This window comes from Streptomyces sp. NBC_00358 (assembly GCF_036099295.1).
GTDB lineage: Bacteria > Actinomycetota > Actinomycetes > Streptomycetales > Streptomycetaceae > Streptomyces.
The window spans coordinates 3,861,248-3,875,247 of the sequence record NZ_CP107976.1 but is presented as its reverse complement, the minus strand read 5'-3'; the positions used below and the strand labels follow the sequence as shown (position 1 = coordinate 3,875,247).

Annotated in this window: 12 protein-coding genes; 5 read left to right on the top strand and 7 right to left on the bottom strand. The window is 72.4% G+C overall.

Annotated features, from left to right (window positions below):
• Position 1 precedes the first annotated feature (1 nt).
• A complete protein-coding gene (locus tag OHT01_RS16160) occupies positions 2-964 on the top strand; it encodes an ABC transporter substrate-binding protein (RefSeq protein ID WP_328553865.1) in 963 nt (320 codons plus the stop codon).
• 66 nt (positions 965-1,030) lie between these two features.
• Here the strand turns inward: OHT01_RS16160 and OHT01_RS16155 are convergent, their stop codons facing one another.
• Both OHT01_RS16155 and OHT01_RS16150 read right to left on the bottom strand, forming a co-directional pair.
• On the bottom strand, positions 1,031-1,741 hold the full coding sequence (locus OHT01_RS16155; protein ID WP_328553864.1) for an isocitrate lyase/PEP mutase family protein: 711 nt from the start codon (positions 1,739-1,741) through the stop codon (positions 1,031-1,033).
• Positions 1,738-2,328 carry a carboxymuconolactone decarboxylase family protein gene (locus OHT01_RS16150; protein ID WP_328553863.1) on the bottom strand — a complete coding sequence of 197 codons (591 nt, stop codon included), beginning with the start codon at positions 2,326-2,328 and terminating at the stop codon, positions 1,738-1,740. The genes OHT01_RS16155 and OHT01_RS16150 overlap by 4 nt, the downstream gene beginning before the upstream one ends.
• 47 nt (positions 2,329-2,375) lie before the next feature.
• On the opposite strand from OHT01_RS16150, the gene pdxR reads away from it, so the two are divergent.
• Positions 2,376-3,767, top strand: coding sequence for a MocR-like pyridoxine biosynthesis transcription factor PdxR (pdxR, locus tag OHT01_RS16145; RefSeq protein ID WP_328553862.1), 1,392 nt, complete (start codon positions 2,376-2,378; stop codon positions 3,765-3,767).
• A gap of 628 nt (positions 3,768-4,395) precedes the next feature.
• Here the strand turns inward: pdxR and OHT01_RS16140 are convergent.
• Together OHT01_RS16140 and rocD are read right to left on the bottom strand one after the other, a co-directional pair.
• Complete coding sequence (locus OHT01_RS16140; protein WP_328558140.1) at positions 4,396-5,292, bottom strand: hypothetical protein; 897 nt, start codon at positions 5,290-5,292, stop codon at positions 4,396-4,398.
• A gap of 127 nt (positions 5,293-5,419) precedes the next feature.
• Positions 5,420-6,634 (bottom strand): ornithine--oxo-acid transaminase, encoded by a 1,215-nt coding sequence (gene rocD / locus OHT01_RS16135; protein ID WP_328558139.1) that lies wholly within the window; start codon positions 6,632-6,634, stop codon positions 5,420-5,422.
• A 405-nt stretch (positions 6,635-7,039) separates the two neighbouring features.
• On the opposite strand from rocD, the gene OHT01_RS16130 reads away from it, so the two are divergent.
• Positions 7,040-8,485, top strand: coding sequence for a glycine hydroxymethyltransferase (locus OHT01_RS16130; protein ID WP_328553861.1), 1,446 nt, complete (start codon positions 7,040-7,042; stop codon positions 8,483-8,485).
• A gap of 142 nt (positions 8,486-8,627) precedes the next feature.
• On the opposite strand, the gene OHT01_RS16125 is transcribed toward OHT01_RS16130, so the two are convergent.
• Positions 8,628-9,392, bottom strand: coding sequence for a hypothetical protein (locus OHT01_RS16125; RefSeq protein ID WP_328553860.1), 765 nt, complete (start codon positions 9,390-9,392; stop codon positions 8,628-8,630).
• Positions 9,393-9,782: 390 nt separating this feature from the next.
• Here OHT01_RS16125 and trpS point away from each other — a divergent pair, with 390 nt between their 5' ends.
• Both trpS and OHT01_RS16115 read left to right on the top strand, forming a co-directional pair.
• Positions 9,783-10,796 carry a tryptophan--tRNA ligase gene (gene trpS / locus OHT01_RS16120; protein WP_328553859.1) on the top strand — a complete coding sequence of 338 codons (1,014 nt, stop codon included), beginning with the start codon at positions 9,783-9,785 and terminating at the stop codon, positions 10,794-10,796.
• 226 nt (positions 10,797-11,022) lie between these two features.
• Positions 11,023-11,604, top strand: coding sequence for a 2'-5' RNA ligase family protein (locus OHT01_RS16115; RefSeq protein WP_328553858.1), 582 nt, complete (start codon positions 11,023-11,025; stop codon positions 11,602-11,604).
• 111 nt (positions 11,605-11,715) lie between these two features.
• Here the strand turns inward: OHT01_RS16115 and OHT01_RS16110 are convergent, their stop codons facing one another.
• Together OHT01_RS16110 and OHT01_RS16105 are read right to left on the bottom strand one after the other, a co-directional pair.
• Positions 11,716-12,471 (bottom strand): decaprenylphospho-beta-D-erythro-pentofuranosid-2-ulose 2-reductase, encoded by a 756-nt coding sequence (locus OHT01_RS16110; RefSeq protein ID WP_328553857.1) that lies wholly within the window; start codon positions 12,469-12,471, stop codon positions 11,716-11,718.
• Positions 12,472-12,531: 60 nt separating this feature from the next.
• Positions 12,532-13,881, bottom strand: a complete 1,350-nt coding sequence (locus OHT01_RS16105; protein WP_328553856.1) for an FAD-binding oxidoreductase — start codon at positions 13,879-13,881, stop codon at positions 12,532-12,534.
• Between the last annotated feature and the right edge of the window lie 119 nt (positions 13,882-14,000).

Below are 14,000 nucleotides of genomic sequence, written 5' to 3'. Positions count from 1 at the left end.
CATGCGTGTTCGTACGACGTCCGCGGTGGCCGGAGCGTCGGCCCTGCTGCTGCTCACCGGCTGCGGCGCCGCCGACATGACCAAGCAGGCCTCGCCCTTCGCGAACGCCCGGGGCGCGAGAACGGTGACCCTGTCCGTGCAGTCCTGGGTGGGCGCCCAGTCGAACGTCGCCGTGGCGCAGTACCTGCTCGAACACGAGATGGGCTACCGCGTCGACACCGTCCAGGTCGACGAGGTGCCCGCCTGGGACGCGCTCAGTCAGGGCCGCGTCGACGCGATCCTGGAGGACTGGGGCCACCCCGACCAGGAGAAGCGGTACGTCGAGGACAAGAAGACGATCGCGCCCGGCGGGAGCCTGGGCGTGACCGGGCACATCGGCTGGTACGTCCCGACGTACTTCGCCAGACAGCACCCCGACGTCACGAACTGGAAGAACCTCGACAAGTACGCCGACCGGCTGCGCACGCCGGAGAGCGGCGGCAAGGGGCAACTCCTCGACGGCTCCCCGTCGTACGTCACCAACGACAAGGCGCTGGTGAACAACCTGAAGCTCAACTACCAGGTGGTGTTCGCCGGTTCGGAAGCCGCGCAGATCACGCAGATGAAGCAGTTCGCGAAGGAGCGGAAGCCGTTCCTCACGTACTGGTACTCCCCGCAGTGGCTGTTCGAGAAGGTCCCCATGACCGAGGTGAAGCTGCCCGCGTACCAGGAGGGCTGCGACGCCGACGCGGCGAAGGTCGCCTGCGCCTACCCGCACACCCCGTTGCGGAAGTACCTCAACGCCGACTTCGCGAAGACCGGCGGTGAGGCGGCGGCCTTCCTGAAGAAGTTCAAGTGGACCACCGCGGACCAGAACGAGGTCTCGCTGATGATCGCCAACGACAAGCTGACGCCCGAGGAAGCGGCGAAGAAGTGGGTGGAGCACCACGCGTCGACCTGGCGGGCGTGGCTTCCGTCGGCGTAGGGGCCGGGGCCCCGCACGGTCCGGGGTGGGTGCCGGAGGTGGCACCCGCCCACGGAACCGGCCGGCCTATCCCAGTCGCGCCGCGATCTCCGCCAGCGCCTGGGCGGCCCGGCGCTGCAGGCCGGGTCCGAACGTGATCCGCGTGGCGCCGAGTTCACCGAGTTCGGCCGCCGACGTCCCGTCGAGCGGGGAGAACACGTTCAGCGGCCCGCGGACGCCGGACCGCAGCAGCGGCAGCACCTCCGGCGGTGCCCCGATCGGGTACACGCAGTCCGCACCCGCGGCGACGTACTGCGCGGCCCGCTCGACGGCCCGCCCGGGATCTTTGTCCCCGTGGATGAAGACGTCGACGCGGGCGTTCACGAACAGCAGGTCGCCCGCCGCGCCGCGCACCTCGGCCAGCCAGTCGGCGTGCCGGGCCGCGTCCTTCAGGACACCGCCCGTGGAGTCCTCCAGGTTGCAGCCGACGGCACCCGCCTCCAGCAGCCGCTCCACCAACTCCTCGGGCGCGAGCCCGTAGCCGTCCTCGACGTCGGCCGAGACCGGTACGTCGACGGCCCGTACGATCCGGGCGACGGCGGCGAACATCTCGTCGGCGGGCGTCTCCCCGTCCGCGTACCCGAGCGAGGCGGCGACCCCGGCACTCGGTGTGGCGAGCGCCGGGAACCCCGCGTCCACGAACACCCGCGCGCTCGCGGCGTCCCAGGGGCCGGGCAGCACCAGCGGATCGCCGGGCGCCCGCCCGTGGTGCAGCGCCCGGAACCTCCCGGCCGTCACTTGTACTGGCCCGCCCGGTAGTGGCCGGGCGCCAGGCGGCAGGCCACGCCGAACCGGTTCCAGGCGTTGATCACCGTGATCGCGGCGATCAGCTGGGCCAGCTCGGCCTCCTCGAAGTGCCGGGCCGCCCGCTCGTACACCTCGTCCGGCACGAAGCCTTCGGTGAGCACGGTGACGGCCTCGGTCAGCTCGATCGCCGCGAGCTCCTTCTCGGTGTAGAAGTGCCGCGACTCGTCCCAGGCGCTGAGCTGCACGATCCGCTCCACGCTCTCGCCCGCCGCGAGCGCGTCCTTGGTGTGCATGTCGAGGCAGAACGCACAGTGGTTGAGCTGCGAGGCGCGGATCTTCACCAGCTCCAGGAGCACGGGGTCCAGCCCGCGCCGGGCCGCCGCGTCGAGTCTGACCATCGCCTTGTAGACGTCGGGGGCGAGCGTGGCCCACTGCAGCCGGGGCGCGTGCTCGGGCGCGTACGGCGTACTCCCGGCGTCCGCCGCCGTGTCCGCCGTGGTGTCCGGTGAGCTGTCCGCCGCGGTGTTCGCCGTGGTCCTGGTCGAGGTGGTCTGCGTGGTCGTGTCCTGCGTCGTCATGCGATCGACCCTACGAGGGGAGTAGCCCAGGGGTATGGTCCATTTCCATGGTGAGTACATGGGCCACTTTGGGTGTCGACCTTCATGTCGAGCCCACCGGATCCGGTCTCCGCAAAGGGCTGACGGACGCGCTCCGCGAGGCGGTCCGCAGCGGCCGGCTGGCCCCCGGAACCCGTCTCCCGTCCTCCCGCTCCCTAGCCGTCGATCTGGGCGTCGCCCGCAACACGGTCGCCGACGCCTACGCCGACCTCGTCGCCGAGGGCTGGCTCACCGCCCGTCAGGGCTCGGGCACGCGGGTGGCCGAGCGGAGCGTCGTACGACCGGCCCCGGAGGCCGCGCCACGCCGCCGCGAACAGGGCCGTCCGGCCTACGACCTCGTCCCCGGCACCCCCGACCTCGCGTCCTTCCCGCGCGCCGCCTGGCTCAAGGCGGCCCGCCGCGCCCTGGCCGTCGCACCGCACGACGCCCTCGGCTACGGCGATCCGCGGGGCCGCCCCGAACTGCGCACCGCCCTCGCCGGCTACCTCTCCCGCGCCCGGGGCGTCCGCGCCGACCCGGAGCGCATCGTGATCTGCTCCGGCTTCTCGGACGGCCTCACGCTGCTCGGCGCGGTCCTGCGCCGGCGGGGCCTGCGCTCGCTCGCGGTCGAGTCGTACGGCCTCGACGTGCACTGGAACCTCCTGCGCCGGTCGGGTCTGCGCACGACCCCGCTGCCGTTCGACGGGCTCGGCACCGACACCCGCGACATGGCGGGCGTACGAGCCGTACTGCTCACCCCCTCCCACCAGTTCCCGATGGGCGTGCCCCTGCACCCGGACCGCCGGGCCGCCGTCGTCGGCTGGGCCCGTCGCACCGGCGGGCTCGTCCTGGAGGACGACTACGACGGCGAGTTCCGCTACGACCGGCAGCCCATCGGCGCGTTGCAGGGGCTGGACCCCGACCACGTGGTCCATCTGGGCACCGCGAGCAAGTCCCTGGCCCCCGCGCTGCGCCTCGGCTGGCTGGTCCTGCCGCCGTCCCTCGCGGACGAGGTCGTCTCCCTGAAGGGGGAGGGCGGCTGGTCGACCGGCGTGCTGGACCAGTTGACCCTGGCGGAGTTCATCACCTCCGGCGCCTACGACCGGCACGTCCGCGCCGCCCGCCTGCGCTACCGGCGGCGCCGGGACGCCCTCGTCGCCGCGCTCGCCACCCGCGCCCCCGCCGTGCACGCCACCGGTATCGCCGCCGGGCTGCACGCCGTGCTCCGGCTCCCGCCCGGCACCGAGCGGTCGGTCGTCCAGGCCGCCGCCTGGCAGGGCCTGGCCGTCCACGGCCTCTCCCGCCACCGGCACCCCGACGCCCGCACCCCACCCCAGGACGCCCTGGTCGTCGGCTACGGCACCCCGCCGGACCACGCGTGGTCCGGCGCCCTGGACGCGCTGTGCCGAGCCCTTCCCTGAAAGCGGATCCCTGCGCCCACCGATGCGTGAGCCCCACGCCGGGCGCCCCACGCCGGGCGCCCCTCTTCGGGGCTCCGCCCAGCAGGCAGGCGGCTGCCGAGGAGCCGCCTCCGGTCGGGCTGCCGACCGGGGGCCTCAGCTCGGGGCGGGCGGCCTTCGGGGAGTCACGTGCCGAAGGCAGGGGTCTGCGGGCGCCCGTCTCCGGGCAGGCGGCTGCCCAGGAGCCGCCTCCGGCCGGCTGGCGACCAGGGACCACAGCTCGGGGCAGGCGGCCCTCCGGGGAGTCACCTGCCGATGTACGGGGCCTGGGGCGCCCGCCTCCGGGTAATCGGCTGCCGAGGAGCCGCCTCCGGCCGGCTGGCGATCGGGGGCCTCAGCTCGGGGCGGGCGGCCGCGAGCTACCTGCCGATGGCAGGGGTCTGGGGGCTCTGTCCTTCGGGCGGGCGGCTGCCGCGGAGGTGCCTCCGGCCGGCAGGCGACCGGAGGGCTCACCTGGCGATGGCAGGGGTCCGCGGCGCCCGTCTCCGGGCTGGTGGTCAGCGGAGGGTCCGCCCGTCGCCGGGGAGGCGGATACCGGAGAGCCCTGCTCCGGGCTGCCGGTCGACAGGGGGCGACCCGCGCGGGGCGCCTACGCCTTGCGCTCACCCTGTTCCGCCGCCGCTTCCGCGGCCTTCGCCCCCGCGGGCGCGGACGTCGACGTGTCCGGCGCCTCGCCGAACCGCGCCAGCGCCAAGGCCCCCGCCACAGCCACCGCGAAACCGAGAACCGCCAGCCAGGTCAGTCCCTCGCGCGTACGGTCGCCCAGCCACACCACCCCGACCAGCGCGGGCCCGATGGTCTCCCCGATGACCAGCCCGGCGGTGGCCGTCGTCACCGAGCCCCGTTCCAGGGCCGTGGTGAGCAGCAGGAACGCCGCACCGCCGCCGATCAGCAGTGCGTACGTCGCCGGGTTCGCCAGCAGTGTCCCCGGATCGAGGTCCGCGATCAGCCGTACCGCCACCTCGACCACACCGAACCCGAATCCCGCCCCGAGTCCCAGCGCCAGCGACCGCCCCCGGTCGGGCAGCCGTCCGCCGACCAGTCCCAGCAGCAGGACGGCCACGGACGTCACCAGCATCGCGTACTTCAACGCCAGGGACCCCGTGCGGTCCCCCTCCGTCCCGGACGCCAGCCCCAGCATCGCGAGCCCCGCGCACACCACAGCCACCGCGCCCCACTCGACCCGGCTCAGCCGTACATGGAGCAGCCGCGAGGCCACCACGGCGGTGACGGCGAGGCTCGCGGCGAGGGCGGCTCCGACGGCGTAGATCGGAAGCGACCGCAGCGCGATGATCTGCAGCAGGAACCCGACCCCGTCGAGGCCCAGTCCCGCCAGATAGCGCCACTGCCGCAGCGCCCGCAGCAGCAGTGCCGCCGCGCCGCCGGCCCCGCCGCCCGTCCCGCCCTCGCCCGCGGCCCGCGCGGCCATCGCCTGCAGAACCGTCGCCGTACCGAAACAGACCGAGGCACCAAGGGCGCACACCATTCCAAAGAGCACGAAGTGACTGTAGGGGACGGCGCGTCGCCCGGGGCCACCGCCGAGCCCCCGCCCGGCCGCGAGGGCGGCGGCGTGACCACCCGCGAAGCCGGAACAGGGCCGGACCGGCGTCTGCCTACGCCCCCAGTACGGCCCGCAGTTGGGCCAGCCCCCAGTCCAGGTCCTCCTTCTCGATGACCAGGGGAGGGGCGATCCGGACGGTGACACCGTGGGTGTCCTTGACGAGGACGCCCCGGTCCATCAGCTTCTCCGAGATCTCCCGGCCCGTGCCGTGCGCCGGGGCGATGTCGACGCCCGCCCACAGCCCGCGCCCGCGTACCGCGGTGACATGACCGGAGTCCTTCAACAGCCCCAGTTCATGGTGCAGATGTCGACCGAGCTCGGCCGCCCGCCGCTGGTACTCGCCGGTCCGCAGCATCGCGATCACCTCCAGGGCCACCGCGCAGGCCAGCGGATTCCCCCCGAACGTCGACCCGTGCTCCCCTGGCCGGAACACCCCCAGCACCTCCGCGCTCGACACCACCGCCGACACGGGCACCACCCCGCCGCCGAGCGCCTTCCCGAGGACGTACATGTCCGGCACCACACCCTCGTGCTCGCACGCGAACGTACGGCCGGTGCGTCCCAGCCCCGACTGGATCTCGTCCGCGACGAACAGCACGTCGCGCTCCAGCGTCAGCTCCCGTACGGCCGGCAGGTAACCGGCCGGCGGCACCAGCACCCCCGCCTCGCCCTGGATCGGTTCGAGCAGGACGGCCACCGTGTTCTCCGTGACCGCCCCCCGCAGCGCCGTCAGGTCCCCGTACGGCACGATCTCGAATCCCGGTGTGTACGGGCCGAAGTCGGCCCGCGCCTCCGGGTCCGTCGAGAAGCTGATGACCGTCGTCGTCCGCCCGTGGAAGTTGTTGCCCGCGACCACGATCTTCGCCATCTCCGCAGGGACACCCTTGACCCGGTAGCCCCACTTCCGGGCCGTCTTCACCGCCGTCTCCACCGCCTCCGCGCCGGTGTTCATCGGCAGCACCATCTCCATGCCGCACAGCGCGGCCAGTTCCCGGCAGAAATCCCCGAACCGGTCGTGGTGGAACGCCCGCGACGTCAGCGTCACCCGGTCCAGCTGTGCCTTCGCCGCCTCGATCAGCCGCCGGTTGCCGTGGCCGAAATTCAGCGCCGAGTATCCGGCCAGCATGTCGAGGAAGCGGCGCCCCTCGACATCCGTCATCCAGGCCCCGTCCGCCGTCGCCACGACGACCGGCAGCGGGTGGTAGTTGTGCGCGCTGTGCGCGTCGGCCGAGGCGATGTACGCCTCCGTCGTCTCCCTGGCATCCATAGCGGTCACGGGATCTCCGTTCTCTGACGAGCGGCACGGGGGAGCGGCGCGGTCTTCCCCGACACGCCGGGTGGCGCGTTGTCCCCGCGCGCGAACACCTGGTGCTCGCGCGCGGCTGGACTTGTGGCCTATTTCCTATCGTCGCTCGCATGGTGGACCGGGGACCCCGGTGATCCGGCGCGCCCGGTAGGCTGACCGGCGGGGCCGTGACTGGCGCGCTGGGATGGGACCGACCATCGGGGAGCGGCACCCGCGCTGTGGCTTCCCGGGGGTGATCCCGGACTTCTGGACGGAGCAGCAGGCCGTCGAGAGGTGCCCGGAGTGTCCGGGCGAGAAGTCGTGGCAACCGAGTGCCGTGCGCCTGGGCCGACCCGTGAACGCTGAACGCCACGTCCGGAGGCCGTCATGCCAGAGCCCCTTTCCACCGAGTCCACCGCCTTCCGCAGCGCCCTCGACGTGATCCGGGCCGTGGAGCCCCGCGTCGCCGACGCCATCGGTCAGGAAATCGCCGACCAGCGTGACATGCTCAAGCTCATCGCGTCCGAGAACTACGCCTCCCCGGCGACCCTGCTGGCCATGGGCAACTGGTTCAGCGACAAGTACGCCGAGGGCACCGTCGGCCGCCGCTTCTACGCCGGCTGCCGCAACGTCGACACCGTCGAGGCCCTCGCCGCCGAGCACGCCCGCGAACTCTTCGGCGCCGAGCACGCCTACGCCCAGCCGCACTCCGGCATCGACGCCAACCTCGTCGCCTTCTGGGCCGTCCTCGCCGCGCGCGTCGAGGCCCCCGCCCTCGCCAAGGCGGGCGTCCGCAACGTCAACGACCTCACCGAGGCCGACTGGGCCGAACTGCGCCAGGCCTTCGGCAACCAGCGCATGCTCGGCATGTCCCTGGACGCCGGCGGCCACCTCACCCACGGCTTCCGCCCGAACATCTCGGGCAAGATGTTCGACCAGCGCTCCTACGGCACCGACCCCGCCACCGGCCTCATCGACTACGAGGCACTGCGCGTCTCCGCCCGCGAGTTCAAGCCGCTGATCCTCGTCGCCGGCTACTCCGCCTACCCGCGTCTGGTGAACTTCCGCATCATGCGGGAGATCGCCGACGAGGTCGGCGCCACCCTCATGGTCGACATGGCGCACTTCGCCGGCCTGGTCGCGGGCAAGGTCCTCACCGGCGACTTCGACCCGGTCCCGCACGCCCAGATCGTCACCACCACCACGCACAAGTCGCTGCGCGGCCCGCGCGGTGGCATGGTCCTGTGCGACGAGACCCTCGCCGAGCAGGTCGACCGCGGCTGCCCGATGGTCCTCGGCGGCCCCCTTCCGCACGTCATGGCCGCCAAGGCCGTCGCGCTCGCCGAGGCCCGCCGCCCCGAGTTCCGCGACTACGCCCAGGCCGTCGTCGACAACTCCCGTGCCCTGGCGGAGGGTCTGATGCGACGCGGCGCCACCCTGGTCACGGGTGGTACGGACAACCACCTCAACCTCATCGACGTCTCCTCCTCCTACGGCCTGACCGGCCGCCAGGCGGAGTCCGCGCTGCTCGACTCGGGCATCGTCACCAACCGCAACGCCATCCCGGCCGACCCGAACGGCGCCTGGTACACCTCCGGTATCCGCATCGGCACCCCCGCGCTGACCACCCGTGGCCTGGGCGCGACCGAGATGGACGAGATCGCCGGCCTGATCGACCGCGTCCTCACCGCCGCCGAGGCCGGCACCACCGCCAAGGGCGCCCCGTCCAAGGCCCAGCACGTCCTGGACGCGAAGATCTCCGACGAGATCTCCCACCGCGCCACCGACCTGCTGGCCCCGTTCCCGCTCTACCCGGAGATCGACCTCGGCTGACGCACCGCGCCGGGGCCGGATCCGTCCGGCCCCGGACCGGCGGCCGGGTCGGGGCCGGTGATGGACCGCCCGGCCCGAGGCGCTCGGGCCGGGTCAGGCCGGGTCAGGCCGGGTCAGGTCAGGTCGGGCCGGCACCGGCCGGTCACCGGACCTCGATCAGCTCCTGGCGGGTCCCCAGCAACGGCCCGGCATCCTCGCGATCCTCGCGCCGGGCCCGGACCGCCGCCTGGCAGATGAACCACGCGGCCCCGGCGCCGAGCGCCACGCCCGCCGCGAGTCCGGGCACCGCCCAGAACGCCGGGTCCAGCTCCACCTTGGCGGCGGCCACGACCGACCCGGAGCCGAAGAGCCTTCCGTCCTTCGTCAGCTCGTCGAACACCGAACGCGGCGCCGAATGCCAGGCGATGGTGTCGTTCATCGAGTCCGGCGACAGATCCGACCGCACCCACGGCGTGCCGTCCACGGCGAGGTACACCTGGTCCTGGCGCTCGATGGTGACGTCGCCCTCGGGTGTCCGGTGGGCGGTCCGCGTCCCGTCCCCCGGACCCGTGACTCCCCAGATCACCGTGGCCTGCGGCTCGGGGAGGTGACCGTCCTTCCACCCGTCGGGCGCCTTCTGCGATCCCGTGTACCGGGGCGACAGCAGCCGCCACAGCAGTCCGAAGTCCGGGTCCTCGTTGTGCAGGGTGGTCGTCCGTCCCGTGTCACCGGCGATCGTCAGAGCGATGTCCGGGCTGGCCACCGGGGAGAGCTCGGCAGCGTGCTCCGCGCTCTCCAGGACCGCCGGTGCGACCACCGGCGCACTCGCCGCCGGGCCGGCCAGGGCGGACGGTGCCGCGGACACCACCGCCGCAGCGGTCGCACCCAACGCCCCCACCACCGTGACCAGTTCACGAAGCCCGCGCATGGAACCCCCAAGCGGCCGGCGAAGAGCCGGCCCGCACGCCGTTGTGCCGATTTCTGGGTGCACGACCGGACACGCCGGGGTTCCCCTCGACATCGGCGACGTCCGAGCAGTGCTCCGCCCTGCCGAATCCGGCTACCTGGCGGTTCGGCATTCTTAAGCGCCGGTGACCTCGAAAAACACCCCCTCCAGCAGGAATGTCATCTCACCGTTGCACTTCGATGACAGTAAGTGCTCGAAACCCGCTCAGGTGAGCGAAATCGTCACCGTCTGTGCTGGCGGGCCGGGAGCCCGGAGGGCGCCGTTCCGGGAGGCGCGACGCCCGCCCATCCGGGTCCTGTCTCTTTCCGGCCAGTTCCTGAGCGGGCCCCGGCACCTGAGAGAATGGTGAACATGGCCTCTGACAGTCCTCGCGTGCTCTCCGGAATCCAGCCCACGGCAGGCTCGTTCCACCTCGGCAACTACCTCGGTGCCGTCCGTCAGTGGGTGGCGCTCCAGGAGTCCCACGACGCGTTCTACATGGTCGTCGACCTGCACGCGATCACGATTCCGCAGGACCCCGCGGACCTGCGCGCCAACACCCGGCTCGCCACCGCGCAGTTGCTCGCCGCGGGCCTCGACCCGGAGCGCTGCACGCTCTTCGTCCAGAGCCATGTCCCCGAGCACGCGCAGCTCGCCTGGATCATGAACTGCCTGACCGGTTTCGGCGAGGCCTCCCGCATGACCCAGTTCAAGGACAAGTCCGCCAAGCAGGGCGCCGACCGCGCCAGCGTCGGCCTCTTCACGTACCCGATCCTCCAGGTCGCGGACATCCTGCTGTACCAGGCCAACGAGGTCCCGGTCGGTGAGGACCAGCGCCAGCACATCGAGCTCACGCGCGACCTCGCGGAGCGCTTCAACGGCCGCTTCGGCGAGACGTTCACGATCCCCAAGCCGTACATCCTCAAGGAGACGGCGAAGATCTTCGATCTCCAGGACCCGTCGATCAAGATGAGCAAGTCGGCGTCGACGCCGAAGGGCCTCATCAACCTGCTCGACGATCCGAAGGCGACCGCCAAGAAGGTCAAGAGCGCGGTCACCGACACGGACACCGTCATCAGGTATGACACGGCGGCGAAACCGGGTATCAGCAACCTGCTGACCATCTACTCGACGCTCACCGGGACCGGAATCGGGGAACTGGAGCAGAAGTACACGGGCAAGGGCTACGGTGCGCTGAAAACGGACCTCGCGGAGGTAATGATCGACTTCGTGACGCCGTTCAGGGAGCGCACCCAGCAGTATCTGGACGACCCGGAGACACTCGACTCGATCCTGGCCAAGGGCGCCGAGAAGGCACGCGCCGTCGCCGCGGAGACGCTCTCCCAGGCGTACGACAGGGTCGGATTCCTGCCCGCCAAGCACTGACGTCGGTGCCGCCACCGTCCGCGCCGCCGCGCCGCGGTCGCACGGTGGCGGCGCGGCCCCTACCACAGCCCCTTCGGCAGTCAGTACGAGACGAGCGCGACACTCGTACGGCGGCCGATTGCGGGCCATACCGCCGTACAGTCGAAAGCCGGGCGGACCGAGCAACCGCCTCCGCCCGCGCAGCACCACCGAACAGCCCTGACCATCGACAACGACAGGAGACGACGTGGGGACCGTAACGATCGGCGTGTCGATCGCGGTCCCGGAGCCTCACGGCAGCCTGCTCCAGGAGCGGCGCGCGGGCTTCGGTGACCCCGCGGCTTCCGGCATTCCCACGCACGTCACGCTGCTGCCGCCGACCGAGGTCGAGGACTCGGCGCTGCCCGCGATCGAGGCGCACCTCGGCGAGGTCGCGGCCGCCGGGCGCCCGTTCCCGATGCGACTGTCCGGCACGGGCACCTTCCGCCCCCTGTCGCCGGTGGTGTACGTGCGGGTGGCCGACGGCGCGGAGGCCTGCGCCTGGCTGCAGAAGCAGGTCAGGGACGGCTCAGGGCCCGTCGCCCGCGAGCTGCAGTTCCCGTACCACCCGCATGTCACCGTGGCGCACGGCATCGACGACGCGGCGATGGACCGCGCCTTCGAGGCGCTCTCCGGATACGAGGCCGGGTGGCCCTGCACCGGATTCGCGCTCTACGAACAGGGCGCCGACGGCGTGTGGCGCAAGCTCCGCGAGTTCGTCTTCGGCGGTGCGGTGGTGCCCCCGCAGGCATGCGCGCCGGAGCAGAACACCACACTGCCGGCGCTCTAGGAGCACCGGCTCGCACGGCAGGCACGTACGGCCGGTCCCTCGGACGGCCGTACCGGGCGCCCGGACCGCGGGCCGGCCGTCGCCCTCGTGGAGACGGCCCGGCGCGGAGACTCAGATCGGCAGCCGCCGGAACACCGCTCGTGGTGTGTGCCGCAGTGCCGCCATGACCATCCTGAGCGCCCCCGGCACCCACACCGTCTCCGAACGTCGCCTCAGCCCCAGCTCGATCGCCGCGGCCACCGCCTCCGGAGTGGTCGACAGCGGTACCTCCGGCAGCCCGGCCGTCATCCGGGTCCGGACGAACCCGGGGCGTACGACCATGACGTGGGCGCCCGTCCCGTACAGGGCGTCGCCGAGGCCCTGCGCGAAGGCGTCCAGGCCCGCCTTGCTGGAGCCGTAGATGAAGTTCGAGCGTCGGGCGCGCTCCCCCGCGACCGAGGACAGCACCACCAGGGAGCCGTGCCCCTGCGTCTGCAGCGCCCGCGCGCACACGAGGCCGGACGACACCGCGCCCGTGTAGTTGGTCTGCGCCACCCGCACCGCCGCGACGGGCTCCTTCTCGTCCAGGGCCTGGTCGCCGAGCACCCCGAAGGCCATCAGCACCATGTCGATGTCGCCCTCGGCGAAGACCTTGCCGAGCACGGCCTCGTGGGACTCGGGGTCGAGGGCGTCGAAGGCGACGGTACGGGCGTCCGCGCCGAGGCGGCGCAAACGCTCGGCGGCCTCCTCCAGGGCGGGCGTCGGCCGTCCGGCGAGCCATACCGTCCGGGTCCTCCGGGTGATCAGCCGACGGGCGGTGGCCAGCGCGATCTCGGACGTGCCACCGAGGATCAGCAGGGACTGGGGGATACCGAAGGCGTCCTTCATGACAGCTCCTAGAGACGACTAGAGACGACGGGGCGAAGACGGGCGGCCGGGAAGGGCGCTCTACAGGTCCAGGCGGCGGGACAGGTCCGAGGTGAAGACGCCCCGGGGGTCCAGCTCCTGGCGCAGCGACCGGAACACGCCGAGCCGCGGATACATCGCGGCCAGCAGCTCGGGCCGCAGCCGCGCGTCCTTGGCCAGGTACACGCGGCCTCCGGCGCCCGCCACCTCCTCGTCGAGCTCGTCGAGGAAGGCGCCGAGGCCGGGCAGGTTCGCCGGGATGTCCAGGGCGAGGGTCCAGCCGGGCATCGGGAAGGACAGCCAGCCCGGATCGCCCTCTCCGAAGCGCTTCAGGACGGCGAGGAAGGACGGACAGCGGCGCTCGGAGATGCGCCGCACGATCCGGCGCAGGGTCTCCTCCCGGCCGTGTCCGACGACGAACTGGTACTGGACGAAGCCACCGCGCCCGTAGACGCGGTTCCAGTGCGGCACGCCGTCGAGGGGGTGGAAGAAGGCCGGGATCCGCTGGAGTTCACCCACCCGCGCGCGGGGTGCCTTCCGGTACCAGAGTTCGTTGAAGAGGCCCACCGACGTCCGTCCGAGGAGGCCTTCCGGTACGAAGGCGGGGGCGGCCGGCAACCGCGAGGGACGGAACGCCAGCGGGTGTCTGCGCGCGCGTGCCGGCAGTGAGTCCAGCGGCGCGTGATCGCCGCGGGTGAGGACCGAGCGTCCCATGCGTGACCCGCGGGCGAGAAGATCGATCCAGGCGACCGAGTAGCGGTACCGGTGGTCGGTCGCGGTCAGCCGGGCCATCAGGTCGTCCAGGTCCACCGCGCGCTCGGTGTCGACGGACATCAGGGCGGTCTCCACCGGCTGGAGGCGGACGGTCGCGGTGAGGATCACCCCGGTCAGGCCCATGCCGCCCGCCGTGGCGTCGAAGAGGGGGGTGCCGCGGCCGACCCTCCGGACCTCGCCGTCCGCCGTCAGCAGCTCGAAGGACAGGACGTGACGGGCGAACGAGCCCGACACATGGTGGTTCTTGCCGTGGATGTCCGCACCGATCGCGCCGCCCACGGTCACATAGCGGGTCCCCGGCGTCACCGGCACGAAATGGCCGAGGGGGAGCAGGACCTCCATGAGGTGGTGCAGGGACACCCCCGCGTCGCACCGGACCGTGCCGCCGTCCACGTCGACCGTGTGGATCCGGTCCAGGCCCGTCATGTCGAGCACGGCCCCGCCCGCGTTCTGCGCCGCGTCGCCGTACGCCCGCCCGAGCCCCCGCGCGATCCCTCCCCGCGTCCCGCACTCACGGACGGCCGCCGCGGCCTCCTCGTAGGTGCGCGGGCGGACCAGGCGGGCGGTGGTCGGGGCGGTGCGGCCCCAACCCGTGACGGAGACGGTGTCGGCAGGCATGACCGTGACCGTAGCGCCGCCAAGGGTGCACAACGGGGCAATCTACCCGGCCCCCACGGCTCCTCACCGAAATGGGTGATTAATGGGATGTCGTCCAAGATTGCCGTAATTCTGCGACC

Bases quoted from the DNA above. Each gene is read 5' to 3' on its own strand.
- OHT01_RS16130 (WP_328553861.1), top strand. From the start codon at position 7,040: ATGCCAGAGCCCCTTTCCACCGAGTCCACCGCCTTCCGCAGCGCCCTC.
- rocD (WP_328558139.1), bottom strand. From the start codon at position 6,634: ATGGATGCCAGGGAGACGACGGAGGCGTACATCGCCTCGGCCGACGCG.
- pdxR (WP_328553862.1), top strand. From the start codon at position 2,376: ATGGTGAGTACATGGGCCACTTTGGGTGTCGACCTTCATGTCGAGCCC.
- OHT01_RS16160 (WP_328553865.1), top strand. From the start codon at position 2: ATGCGTGTTCGTACGACGTCCGCGGTGGCCGGAGCGTCGGCCCTGCTG.
- trpS (WP_328553859.1), top strand. From the start codon at position 9,783: ATGGCCTCTGACAGTCCTCGCGTGCTCTCCGGAATCCAGCCCACGGCA.
- OHT01_RS16105 (WP_328553856.1), bottom strand. From the start codon at position 13,881: ATGCCTGCCGACACCGTCTCCGTCACGGGTTGGGGCCGCACCGCCCCG.
- OHT01_RS16150 (WP_328553863.1), bottom strand. From the start codon at position 2,328: ATGACGACGCAGGACACGACCACGCAGACCACCTCGACCAGGACCACG.
- OHT01_RS16110 (WP_328553857.1), bottom strand. From the start codon at position 12,471: ATGAAGGACGCCTTCGGTATCCCCCAGTCCCTGCTGATCCTCGGTGGC.
- OHT01_RS16125 (WP_328553860.1), bottom strand. From the start codon at position 9,392: ATGCGCGGGCTTCGTGAACTGGTCACGGTGGTGGGGGCGTTGGGTGCG.
- OHT01_RS16140 (WP_328558140.1), bottom strand. From the start codon at position 5,292: ATGGTGTGCGCCCTTGGTGCCTCGGTCTGTTTCGGTACGGCGACGGTT.